Origin of the sequence: Pelodictyon luteolum, from assembly GCF_001622165.1 — a bacterium.
Lineage (GTDB): Bacteria > Bacteroidota > Chlorobiia > Chlorobiales > Chlorobiaceae > Chlorobium > Chlorobium luteolum_B.
Genome location: NZ_LVWG01000018.1, coordinates 61,018 through 73,270, shown reverse-complemented (window position 1 = coordinate 73,270; position 12,253 = coordinate 61,018). Strand labels below are relative to the sequence as shown.

Annotated in this window: 9 protein-coding genes, 2 tRNA genes and 1 pseudogene; 8 read left to right on the top strand and 4 right to left on the bottom strand. The window is 57.2% G+C overall.

The genetic code is table 11. From position 1 onward, the window contains the following. Positions 1–4 precede the first annotated feature (4 nt). Together A3K90_RS02955 and rsmA are read right to left on the bottom strand one after the other, a co-directional pair. A complete protein-coding gene (locus tag A3K90_RS02955) occupies positions 5–1,900 on the bottom strand; it encodes a propionyl-CoA synthetase (protein ID WP_303681102.1) in 1,896 nt (631 codons plus the stop codon). Positions 1,901–1,994: 94 nt separating this feature from the next. Further along, positions 1,995–2,815, bottom strand: a pseudogene (rsmA, locus tag A3K90_RS02950) (16S rRNA (adenine(1518)-N(6)/adenine(1519)-N(6))-dimethyltransferase RsmA). Between the two features lie 85 nt (positions 2,816–2,900). Between rsmA and A3K90_RS02945 the strand changes: the two are divergent. From A3K90_RS02945 to A3K90_RS02915, 7 genes are all read left to right on the top strand, one after another. After that, positions 2,901–3,884, top strand: a complete 984-nt coding sequence (locus A3K90_RS02945; protein ID WP_303681101.1) for a transketolase family protein — start codon at positions 2,901–2,903, stop codon at positions 3,882–3,884. Positions 3,885–4,011: 127 nt separating this feature from the next. Then, on the top strand, positions 4,012–4,341 hold the full coding sequence (locus A3K90_RS02940; protein WP_303681100.1) for a YbaB/EbfC family nucleoid-associated protein: 330 nt from the start codon (positions 4,012–4,014) through the stop codon (positions 4,339–4,341). 10 nt (positions 4,342–4,351) lie between these two features. Beyond that, entirely contained in the window at positions 4,352–4,966 is a 615-nt protein-coding gene (recR, locus tag A3K90_RS02935; RefSeq protein WP_303681099.1) for a recombination mediator RecR, read from the top strand. 47 nt (positions 4,967–5,013) lie between these two features. Further along, positions 5,014–6,402 (top strand): oleate hydratase, encoded by a 1,389-nt coding sequence (locus tag A3K90_RS02930; protein WP_303681098.1) that lies wholly within the window; start codon positions 5,014–5,016, stop codon positions 6,400–6,402. 85 nt (positions 6,403–6,487) lie between these two features. Beyond that, positions 6,488–6,560: transfer RNA gene (locus tag A3K90_RS02925), tRNA-Arg, on the top strand. 15 nt (positions 6,561–6,575) lie between these two features. Further along, a tRNA-Pro gene (locus tag A3K90_RS02920) sits at positions 6,576–6,648 on the top strand. A 192-nt stretch (positions 6,649–6,840) separates the two neighbouring features. Next, the gene (locus A3K90_RS02915; protein WP_303681097.1) at positions 6,841–8,454 is read left to right on the top strand and encodes an ATP-binding protein; all 1,614 of its coding nucleotides are present in this window, start codon (positions 6,841–6,843) and stop codon (positions 8,452–8,454) included. Here A3K90_RS02915 and A3K90_RS02910 read toward each other — a convergent pair. Both A3K90_RS02910 and A3K90_RS02905 read right to left on the bottom strand, forming a co-directional pair. Next, positions 8,365–8,649, bottom strand: a complete 285-nt coding sequence (locus A3K90_RS02910) for a hypothetical protein (protein ID WP_303681095.1) — start codon at positions 8,647–8,649, stop codon at positions 8,365–8,367. The two genes, A3K90_RS02915 and A3K90_RS02910, sit on opposite strands and share 90 nt — an antisense overlap. A 176-nt stretch (positions 8,650–8,825) precedes the next feature. Beyond that, complete coding sequence (locus A3K90_RS02905; protein ID WP_303681094.1) at positions 8,826–10,415, bottom strand: peptide chain release factor 3; 1,590 nt, start codon at positions 10,413–10,415, stop codon at positions 8,826–8,828. A gap of 220 nt (positions 10,416–10,635) precedes the next feature. On the opposite strand from A3K90_RS02905, the gene A3K90_RS02900 reads away from it, so the two are divergent. Beyond that, a complete protein-coding gene (locus A3K90_RS02900; protein WP_303681093.1) occupies positions 10,636–12,198 on the top strand; it encodes a mechanosensitive ion channel family protein in 1,563 nt (520 codons plus the stop codon). Positions 12,199–12,253: the final 55 nt, after the last annotated feature.

Here is a 12,253-nt window from a genome sequence, read left to right as displayed (position 1 = left end):
GTTGTCATGTTGCATAGCCGATTGTGCTGAGGGCTGTACGGATTTCCTCAAGGATGGCCGGGTCGTCGATGGTTGCCGGGATGTCGAAGGGTTCGCTGTTGGCCAGTTTGCGCATGGTTGAGCGGAGGATTTTTCCCGAGCGGGTTTTCGGGAGGCGGTCGACGATGACGGCGTTTTTGAACGATGCGACCGGACCGATGTTCTCCCGTACGTACTCAATGACATGTTTGATGATCTGCTGGTGCGGGGTGTCGACTCCTGTTTTGAGTACGAGGAAGCCGAGCGGTACCTGCCCCTTCAGCTCGTCGTGGACGCCGATGACTGCGCTTTCGGCAACGTCGGGATGGCCGGACAGCTCCGCTTCAATCGCGCCGGTCGACAGACGGTGGCCGGCCACGTTGATGATGTCGTCGGTCCTCGACATGATGTGGATGTACCGGTCCTCATCAATGTAGCCTGCGTCGCTCGTCTGGTAGTAGCCGGGGTAGCGGGTCATGTAGTTTTCAACGAACCGGTTGTCGGCCTTCCAGATGGTCAGCATGGTGCCGGGAGGGAGCGGAAGCTTGATGACGATGTCGCCCATCTCTCCTGTCGGGAGTTCCTCCATGTCCTGGTTGAGCACCCGCACGTCATAGCCCGGCACGGCCCGCGAGGCCGAGCCGTACTTGACCGGTCCGGGTTCGATGCCCTGGCAGTTGGCCGCAATGGCCCACCCGGTCTCCGTCTGCCACCAGTGGTCGATTACAGGAACCTGGAGCTTTTCTTCAGCCCATTGCACCGTGTCGGGGTCGGCCCGTTCGCCGGCGAGGAACAGGGTGCGGAGCGAGGAGAGGTCGTACTGCTTCATGTAGCGGCCCTGGGGATCCTCTTTCTTGATGGCCCTGAACGCGGTCGGGGCGGTAAAGAGCACCGATACGCCGTATTCGGAGACGATCCTCCAGAATGTGCCGGGGTCCGGAGTGCCGACGGGCTTTCCCTCGAACAGCAGGGTCGTGCAGCCGTAAAGAAGCGGGGCGTATACGATGTAGGAGTGGCCGACGACCCATCCTACATCACTTGCGGCCCAGTATACCTCACCGGGTTTCATGCCGTAGACGTGCTCCATGCTCCATTTGAGCGCCACCATGTGACCGCCGTTGTCGCGTACGATGCCTTTCGGCTGGCCGGTAGTCCCTGAGGTGTAGAGGATGTAGAGCGGGTCGGTCGATTCAAGCGGAACGCAGGGGACCGGTTCGGCGCCGAGCAGCGACTGTTTCCATGACAGGTCGCGCTCTTCGTTCAGTTCCGCTTTCAGCTGGTCGCGCTGGCGGATGATGCAGATTTCGGGTTTGAAGTGGGCGAGCTCGATGGCGAAATCAAGCAGCCGCTTGTAGTCGACAACTTTCGAGTGCTCGATGCCGCACGAAGCCGATACAATCACTTTTGGCTTGCAGTCGTCGATGCGCACGGCAAGTTCATGGGATGCGAAGCCGCCGAATACCACTGAATGGATGGCTCCTATCCGTGCGCAGGCGAGCATGGCGACCACTGCTTCGGGAATCATCGGCATGTATATGATGACCCGGTCTCCCTTGCGAACACCTCTCGACTGCAGTGCTCCGGCAAACAGGGCTACGATGTCGCGCAGTTCCCGGTAGGTATATCGTTCTTTTGTGCCTGTGACCGGGCTGTCGAAGATCAGCGCAAGGCTGTTTCCCCGGCCTTCGTCTACGTGGCGGTCAAGCGCGTTGTAGCAGGTGTTTGTGGTTCCCCCCGTAAACCAGCGGTAGAAAGGCGGGTTCGAGCTGTCGAGCACGCGGTCCCATTTCCTGTACCAGTGGAGCCGCCCTGCGGCTTCTTCCCAGAAGGTTTCGGGACTCTCTATCGACTGGCGGAAAATCTCGCTGTAGGAGTGTTCCATGGGGGTGCCCTCGCTATGTTGGAGTGGGTCGTGAAACGGGACGTCGCCGATCAACATGTTACTGAAAATTCAGATGTGGCGCAATTGGCAATTGTTACCTTTTTCCATCCCTTTTCATGGTCCCTTCACCCGCCGGGAGCGGCTGCACCAGCCTGAAAAGTTCTGCCAGCTCTTCGATGCTGAGCGCTTCGGCCCTGAGCTTCAGGGTCGCCGTCTCTACCTCCTCGAGCATGTATGCGTCTTTCAGATTGTTGTAAAGCGTTTTGCGGCGCTGGTGGAATGCGGTGCGCACAAAGCGGCTGAATGCCTCGGCATCCTCTACTGCCACATCTTTTTTCGGCACCATGCTGATGACGGCGCTGTCGACGTTGGGCTGCGGGCGGAACACTTTTCTGCCTACCTTGAAAAGGTAGCGGATATCGCAGAAGGTCTGCAGCTGGACGGCCAGGATTCCGTACTCTTTCGTCGAGGGGGCCGCCACGAGGCGGGAAGCGACCTCGTGCTGCATCATGAGGGTCGCCGAGGTGATGGAGCGGCGGTTTTCCAGCAGCTTGAAGAGAATGGGGGTGGTGATGGAGTAGGGGATGTTGCCGAGGACCCTGAGGGGGCCTCCGGCAGCGAGTATCTCAAGGTCAACATCGAGGAAGTCCGCTTCAATGAGCTGCAGTTGAGGGTACTCGTTCCGGATGAAGGCTGCCAGTGTCCGGTCTTTTTCGACCACCGTGAAAGCGGGGCACACCTCGAGGATCTCCCGTGTCAGCGCGCCGAAGCCGGGTCCGATTTCAAGGATCCTGTCCAGGGGTCCGGCACCCGAAGCTGAAACGATTTTACGGGTGATGTTCCGGTCGGTGAGGAAGTTTTGCCCCAGTTTTTTTTTACCGCTATTTCTGTATGCTTATATTCAACTCTTGTCATGAGGGGCGTGGTTTGCAGCCGCGCTCTGCCGGGCGGGCGCAACGTTGGTAGGCAGTTTCAATAATCTACTCTATTCTGATCAGTAATGGGAGAAAATAACATCGGAGCCGAAGCCGGGCAATATGTTTCCCGCGGAAACAAAGCCACCCGAACCGGATTTGGGGAAGCCCTGCTTCAGGCAGGCCGTGAGGATGAATCCGTCGTCGCTCTCTGCGCCGACCTGACCGGCTCGCTCAACATGCACCTGTTCCGCGATGCCTACCCGGACCGCTTCATTCAGACCGGCATTGCCGAAGCGAACATGATTTCCATGGCAGCAGGCCTTGCGACCACCGGGAAGATCCCGTTTGCCGCCAGTTTCGCCGTGTTTGCCACCGGCAGGGTCTACGACCAGATCCGCCAGTCGCTCTGCTACTCGAACCTCAACGTGAAGGTCTGTGCTTCGCACGCCGGCCTCACCCTCGGTGAAGACGGCGCGACCCACCAGATTCTTGAAGATATCGGCATCATGCGGGGCCTGCCGCGCATGACGGTGGTCGTTCCTGCCGACTACAGCGAGACGAAACGCGCCGTCAAAGCAGTTGCCGCCCACAATGGGCCTGTCTACCTGCGGTTCGGTCGCCCCAACATTCCCGACTTTTCTCTTGATGAAGACGGATTCGAGATCGGCAAGTCGATCGAACTCCACCCCGGAAAGGATGTCACCGTGATTGCCTGCGGCATCATGGTCTGGAAGGCGCTGGAAGCTGCCCGGATCCTTGAAAAGGAGGGCGTCGGCGTGCGTGTGATCAACATGCATACCATCAAGCCGATCGACACCCTCGCCATTGTGCGCGCCGCCAACGATACAGGGGCGATTGTAACGGCAGAGGAGCATCAGATCCACAACGGACTCGGTGATGCCGTCGCCGGCGTCTGCGCCCGCAACATACCCGTTCCGATTGAGATGGTGGGTGTCGAGGACCAGTTCGGTGAATCGGGCAAGCCTGACGACCTGCTTCAGAAATACAAGCTGACGACCGAGGACATTCTTGAAAAGATCTATCTTGCCCTTCGAAGGAAGGACTGAATGCAAGGCCGAACTTCCGGCTGCGTGTTGACGAACAATGCTTCCGGTACCCGTGACGGGCACGATGCCCTTAGGGGGTACCGGAGTTTTTTTAAAGGAATGAAATACTAAAAGGGAACGATTGAGTATGGCGATGCCGAATTTGGGCGATATGATGAAGCAGATCCAGCAGGCCGGTGAAAAGATGCAGGATGTGCAGAAACAGCTGGAAAAGCTGGTTACCTCCGGCGAGGCAGGCGGCGGGATGGTTAAGGTGACGGTCAACGGCAAGCAGCGGGTGCTCTCCCTGTGGATCGATCCCGAGATCATGGACGATGCCGAAATGGTTCAGGATCTGGTGCTTGCTGCCGTGAACAGTGCGCTTGAGGCCTCCGGCCGAATGGCGCAGGAGGAGATTTCGAAAGTGGCCGGAGGAATGATCAACCCTCAGGACATCCTGAAAAACCTCGGCCAGTAACCCCCCTGGAATGCAGTACAGCTCATCCTCCATAGAGACCCTGATCGACGCGTTTTCGCGTCTTCCGGGCGTTGGGCGCAAAACCGCCCGTCGCCTTGCCATGTACGTTCTGCAGCAGCCGCGGCTTGAGGCCGAGCGGCTTGCCCGGGCGCTGATCGATGTGAAAGACAGGGTGATCCGCTGTTCGGTGTGCCAGAATGTGACTGATCGCGAAGAGGATCCCTGCTCAATCTGCACCGGCCAGGGGCGCGATCGGACGGTCATCTGCGTCGTCGAGTCACCGGTCGATGTGCTTGCTTTTGAAAAGACAGGCCACTACCGGGGACTCTACCATGTCCTGCACGGTGTGATCTCACCGCTGGACGGGATTGGACCTGACGACATAAAGATCCGCGAACTGCTCAGTCGGCTTGCCTCTGAAGGGATCGGAGGCGTTCGTGAAATCGTGCTTGCCCTGAACCCCACGATTGAAGGTGAGACGACATCCCTCTATCTCAGCCGGCTGCTGAAGCCGCTGGGGGTAGAGGTTACAAAGATTGCCAGAGGCATCCCTGTCGGTGCCGAACTTGAATTCATTGATGAGGCCACCCTTTCCCGTGCCATGGAAGGCCGCTCAGCGGTCTAGCGGGAACGGCCGGTTTTCTGCAAGCAATTGAACGGTATTTAATTGATATGACTGGAGAAAAGAAATCGGTATTGATTCTCGGCGGCGGCCTTGCCGGCCTCACAGCGGCAAAACGGCTCGTTGATCGTGGTTTTGAGGTCAAGGTTCTTGAGAAACGCGACCTGTTCGGCGGAAAGGTCTCTTCCTGGAAGGATGAGGAAGGAGACTGGGTGGAATCCGGCACCCACTGTTTTTTCGGTGCCTACGATGTGCTGTATGATCTCCTGCGGGAGATCGGCAGCTATCATGCGGTCCTCTGGAAGGACCACCGCCTGACCTATACGATGGCCGGAGGAGGGCGTTTCACCTTCAATACCTGGAACCTGCCGAGCCCCCTGCACCTGCTCCCTGCCATCATAAACAACGGGTATTTTTCGCTCGGTGAAATGGCAGCGTTTTCCCGTTCGCTCATTCCTCTTGCCCTGCAGCGTGACGCCTATGCGCCGACACAGGACCATCTGACATTTGCCGAGTGGGCCTATGAGAAGAAATTCGGCAAGAACCTCATGGACAAGATGTTCCGGCCCATGTCGCTGGCCCTGAAGTTCATTCCACCTGAAGAGATTTCGGCCAAGATCATCCTCGACGTCACCGAAACGTTCTATCGCATTCCTGATGCATCGCGCATGGGATTCCTGAAAGGAGCCCCGTCGGAATATATCCATAAGCCGCTGGTCGGGCATTCCAGAGGGAAGGGGGCGGAGTTCCGCACCGGTGCGGCGGTCGAAGAGCTTCTTTTCGACGGCAGCGAAATAAAGGGCGTGCTTCTTCGCAATGGAGAGATCCTGACGGCCGACTACTACCTTGCCGCACTGCCGATACACAACCTCAACCGTGTCATTCCCCCTGCACTGAAGCAGCATGACCGGTTTTTCCATGGTCTCGACAACCTTGAAGGGGTGCCGGTCATTTCCGTGCAGCTCTGGTATGACCGCCAGATCACTCCGGTCGACAATGTTCTTTTCAGTCCCGACGGGGTCATCCCCGTGTATGCGAACCTTGCATGCACGACACCTGAATATGCGACGCTCCGCGGCAAACCCTTCAACGGCGGCAGCCGCCTTGAGTTCTGCGTGGCGCCCGCCGCCCCCCTTATGCAGATGACGAAGGAGGAGATCGTCCGGCAGGTGGACCTCTCTGTGCGCAACTGCTATCCGGCCTCGTCGGCAGGTGCCTCCGTCCTGAAGTCGACGGTTGTCAAAATTCCCCATTCGGTCTATGCACCACTGCCGGGGATGGAGCAGTACCGCCCGACGCAGGAGACCCCCCTCCGGAACCTCTTCATTGCCGGCGGATTTTCCCGGCAGCTCTACTACGACTCCATGGGCGGGGCGGTGATGAGTGCCAACCTGGCGGCAGCAGGTATCATGAAAGCAGCGGGAGTCGGAGAGGGATGAAAAAAATATTGGGAAAATGATTATTCGGAAAATGAAAAAATGTTATCTTTGAGACCCTGATTCAGGCTGTGGGATGAACAGGCAGGCCCTTGTAGCTCAGTGGATAGAGCAGTAGTTTCCGGAACTAAAGGTCGGCAGTTCGAATCTGTCCAAGGGCACAGGGAAGTTTATATCGGGGTGTGGCTCAGATGGTAGAGTGCTGCGTTCGGGACGCAGAGGTCGTGGGTTCGAGTCCCGCCACCCCGACACAAAAGGCGATTGCGGCAGGTTCCGCAGTCGCCTTTTCTTTGTTATAGCCATTCTGTTTCTTCAGTGCCCGACGTCACCTTTTACGTCTTTTTTGTATACTGTAACAATATTCCCGTATTGTTTCGGGTGAATAAAGCTATATTTTACATAGTATAAGCTTGCCCCCCCCTCAACCCCTGTCGAGTCATTATGGAAAGGACCCCGCCTCCGGGCCATGAGCCCTGTCTGACCAATCAGGCTTTGTTCGATGTCAGCGGGCCTGCTGTCACGGACACCATCATCGAGTCCATCCCGGGAGCGTTCTACATGCTGGATGCCATGGGGCGTTATGTGCGGTGGAACGCCTACCAGCGTGACGTTATCCTCGGCCTCAGTGACGAAGAGATGGCGGGTTGCAATGCCATGGCAACGTTTCATCCCGATGACAGGGCGGAAGCGATTGAGCGGATGCGCCGCGTGCTGGAGACCGGGGAGGAGGATATTGCCGAAGGCCGTGTGCTGCAATGCGGCGGGCCCGATTATCGATGGTTCCTCATGACAGGCCGGAGGATCATTATTGCCGGTATGCCATACATCATCGGCACAGGGGTTGACATTACCGACCGCAAAAAGGCAGAAGAAGAGAACGAGAGCCTCGGCCAGCAGCTTCAGCACTCCCAGAAAATGGAGATCGTCGGCAAGCTTGCCGGCGGCATAGCCCATGATTTCAACAATATGCTGGCTGTGATTCTTGGCCATGCAGAGGCGCTTCTTGAGGAAACCTCTCTGGAAGAGGATGGGCGCAGTCATCTGGATTCCATCCTCAAGGCTGCAAACCGTTCAGCGGACCTTACCCGCCAGCTGCTGGCGTTCGCCCGCAGGCAGGTCGTCCTGCCGAAGGTGCTCGAGCTCGATACCGCAGTAGAGGGGACGCTTTCCATCCTGCAGTGGCTTATCGGTGAGCATGTCGCTCTCCGATGGCATCCCGGCTCTCTGGGGGCGCGTATCAAAATCGATCCTTCGCAGATCGACCAGATCCTCACCAATCTCTGTGTGAACGCAAGGGATTCTATTGAACAGACCGGAACGGTGACCATCAGCACCGCACGCGTCCACCTCGATCGCCGTGTTCCTGCAGAGGAATCCGCAGATCACCTGCCGGGCCACTATGCGGTGCTCTCGGTCGAAGACACCGGCGCGGGAATGGATCCTGAGGTCCTTGCCCATATTTTCGAGCCCTTTTTCACGACGAAGGATCTCGGGAGGGGTACCGGTCTCGGCCTGTCGACCATTTACGGCATCGTCAAACAGAACCACGGCTTCATAGATGTTTCAAGCAACCCCGGCAGGGGGAGCCGGTTCAGCATTCATCTGCCTGTCGTTCATGTCGGCGGAGAGGATGTCGGCCTGAAGTCCGGGCGGGATGAGGCAGATGCTTCAGCCTGCAGTGGCGGCAGGGTAGTGCTTATTGTTGAGGATGAGCCCGATATCCTTAAACTGTGCCGATTCGTGCTTGAAACCCGGGGCTTTACGGTACTCTTTGCCTCTTCTCCGATGCAGGCTCTTCGACATGCCCGGGAGTATTCCGGTTCGATCGACCTCCTGCTTACCGATGTCATCATGCCGGAGATGAACGGGAGCGATCTGTCCGCAAAGGTCACTGAGCTGCATCCGGGTGTCAGGGTGCTTTATATGTCGGGATATACCGCCGACATCATCAGCAACCACGGTGTGTCAGACAGGAGCGTGAATTTCATCCAGAAGCCCTTTTCCGTCAAAGAACTGATCGGCAAGGTACAGGAACTGCTTAAGGCGGAGGCGTAGCCGAACCCTCGGCACCAAAGCCCCCATGGACTCCATTTTTTTTTCAATGATTTCTATGACGGTGTCGTGAATCGTCAGGAAGCACTCGCCTGTCATGATCATCCACGCAGCAAATCCTTTGTGGATGCCTTCGGGCATCTCGTCTATGCCATAGTAGGTGCTTATGCCTCCGGCAGTATGGATCCGTATCTGCATGCGGGCCTGTTTGTCTCGACTGCGGGCCATGGTTGCGGCAGTCATGAAAACAAAAGGTCAGCAATTGCCGTGCCGGAGAGGCCCGGTGCCGGTCAGCCTTGGTTGAAGCACGTTCGCACTGTCCCGTTCTGACGCAGTTGCGGCGTTACGGAACGGTGATCGGTCGCGGGTGTGTCTTATTCAGCCGGCGTGCATTCGGATGTGGTGTGGAATTCCAGGGAGGGGTAGTCTTCTCTGGCAACCTTCAGCATCCATTCGCTTTCTGCAAGGAATACCGGGCGCTCTTCGCGGTCGAGGGCGATTGCACCGGCCTTGCGGCGGCGGAACTCATCAAGCATCTCCTTGTCGGCTCCCGTCACCCAGAATGCCTTGTGGTATCGGAGGGGGGTGAAATCGCACTGTGCGTTGTATTCGTGTTCGAGTCGGAACTTGATGACGTCGAACTGCAGTTCGCCTACCGTGCCGATGATCTTGCGGTTCCCGAACTGTATGAACAGCTGCGCCAGACCCTCTTCGGTGAGCTGACGGATGCCTTTGTCGAGCTGTTTCTGCTTCATGGGATCCCGGTTTTCGAGGGCCTTGAAAATCTCGGGAGAGAAGCTCGGAATACCGCGGAAGTGCAGGTCTTCGCCTTCGGTAAGGGTGTCGCCGATTTTCAGTGAACCGTTGTCGTAGAGGCCGATGACGTCTCCAGGCCAGGCATCGTCGATGATGCTCTTTTCATTGGCCATAAAGTGGGTGGGACTTGAGAACCTGACTTTTTTCTGCAGGCGGGTGTGGGTATAGAAACGGTTGCGCTCGAAGCGGCCCGAGCAGATCTTGAAAAACGCCGTTCTGTCGCGGTGGTTCGGGTCGAGGTTTGCATGGATCTTGAAGACGAACCCTGTCATGGCCTCCTCGGCTGCGTGAACCGTTCGTTCGGCAGCTTCACGGGCATCAGGGCTCGGGGCTATTTCTGTGAAGGTCTCAAGCAGTTCGCGGATGCCGAAGTTGTTGATGGCGCTGCCAAAGAACACCGGCGCCAGAAGGCCGTCACGGTACAGTTCCCCCTCGAACGGCTCGTAAACTCCTTCGATGAGGAGGACGTCGTCGCGCAGTTTTTTTGAGAAACTGTCAGGTATCCAGCGGTCCAGTTCCGGATCGTTGAGATCCTGGAGGCTGACGAAACTCTCCGTCACGCGGCTGGAACCCGATTCGAACAGGTTGAGGTTTTTTTCGTAGAGGTTATAGACGCCCTTGAACGACTGACCCTGTCCGATGGGCCAGGTGAGGGGGCGGACGCTGATAGAGAGTTTGTCCTCAAGTTCATCGAGCAGCTCGAACGGATCGCGTCCTTCGCGGTCGAGCTTGTTGATGAAGATGATGACAGGAGTGTGGCGCATGCGGCAGACTTCCATCAGTCGTTCAGTCTGCTCTTCGACGCCTTTGACGCAGTCGATGACGAGGATGACGCTGTCAACGGCCGTCAGGGTGCGGTAGGTATCTTCTGCAAAGTCCTTGTGGCCCGGCGTGTCGAGAATGTTGATACGTCTCAAGCCGTATTCGAATCCCATGACGGAGGTGGCGACTGAAATTCCTCTCTGCTTTTCAATCTCCATGAAGTCGCTCGTTGCGCTCTTGCGGATCTTGTTGCTTTTTACTGCGCCGGCTGTCTGTATGGCTCCTCCGAACAGGAGAAACTTCTCTGTCAGGGTGGTTTTGCCTGCATCGGGGTGGCTGATGATGGCGAATGTCTTCCGTCTCGAGATCTCTTTCTGTAAGTCCATTGGTATTCGGTGCGTTTCTTCGTGTGTCGGTTGTGCCGGGCGACAGGGGGGGAAGATACGAAGACGGCGTCCAAAAAAAGAATTTCATGCCGAGGAACGGTTCCGGCGGCGCAGCGGGGGCCTCCGGCTGTCCCCGGCATAAAGATGAGGGTATTGCAGCTGTTACTGATGTATCTTTCCCTTGTTCTCACAATTCCCCTTAACCTCTCGTTGTTTGCAGATGGACCGCATTGATTTTTCCTCTCTCACTTTTGATTCCCTCTGGGCAACCCTTGCCGCAGCTCTTGCTGTCGTGCTCTTCGGCCTGTTGTTTGCCGGCCGTATCGCAGGATTTGCGGCCGGCCTCCTTGAGCGGGTCCCCCTCATCAGGCTGGCTGTCAGCCGACTGAAGCTCAATGATCCATCGGCACTCACCCGCGGCGTTACATACACCGCCCGAATGGCGCTCATACTCTCTGCTTTTGCCTCCGCCCTGCAGATTCTCGCAGCTCATCCCGTCATCGCGCGCATTATTGGTGAGGGATGGTTTGCTCTCAAAGGCTTGTTGCAGATGCCTGCTGTGGAGCTGGTCGTAAATGTTGCTCTCATTGCACTTGAGACCTTGCTGCTGCTTCGGATCTCGGTCTGGCTCAAAACCGGTTTCCAGGCGCTTGAAGTGCGAATCCGTCGGGAAAAGGACCGCAGGCTGAAGGGCTTTTCCATTCAGAAGGTGCAGGTATTCACTGCCTCCCAGCTCACCGGCTTTCTTCTTGGCCTCAGCCGTTATGCCCGCTATACCCTCAATGCATTGCTTGCGTTTGTCTACCTGACCGGCCTGTTCAGCATCTTTCCCGGGACCCGCGGAACGGTGCAGAGTGCCCTCGGCGCTCTTTTCCTCAGCATCGAGCATGCCTGGAGCGGATTTCTGGGCTACATCCCGAGCCTTTTCATTCTCATGCTGGTGATCCTCGCCACCCGGTATGGACTGAAACTGATCCGGTTTCTCTTTGGTGAAGTTGAAAAAGGCACGATCACCCTCAGCGGATTCAAGGCGGAGTGGTCCATTCCCACCTACCAGCTGGTCCGTTTTCTGGTGATCGCACTCGCGCTGGTACTCTCTTTCCCCTATCTGCCTGGTTCGTCCTCACCGGCATTCCAGGGTGTTTCGGTCTTCATCGGTCTGCTCTTCTCGCTGGGCTCAACTTCTGTCGTAGCCAATGTCGTCTCCGGTGTCGTGATGACCTATACGGGAGCTTTCAGGGTGGGGGACCGTGTGAAAATAGCCGACACCGTCGGTGACGTCATCGAAAAGGGGCTGCTCGTCACCCGCATCCTGACCATCAAGAATGAGGAGATCACCATACCCAATGGCATGGTGATGGGAAGCCACATTATCAACTACAGCGGCGTGTCGCATGCGGGCGGGCTTATCCTGCATGCCACCATCACCCTTGGCTATGACATCTCCTGGCGGCTGGTGCACGAGACCCTCATTAAGGCGGCAGTCGGGACGGAGGGAATCCTTCCGGACCCGAAGCCGTTCGTCCTGCAGACCGGTCTCGATGATTACTATGTCCGCTATGAGATCAATGCCTATACCGATAGCCCCCTGCAGATGGCCCTTACATACTCCCTGCTCTACCAGAATATCCAGGACTTCTGCGCCGAAGCAGGCATAGAGATCCTTTCGCCGCATTATGCATCTCTCAGGGACGGTAATGCCTCAACGCTTCCCCCCGGCCATCAGGAGAAGGGCGTAGATGCCCTGCAGTTCCGTGTCCATATTGACGGTACAGGGAAATGACGGGCGTTTCGCTAAGAACCTGAGGCCGGGTCGGGCAGAGGACTATTCCTTTTTG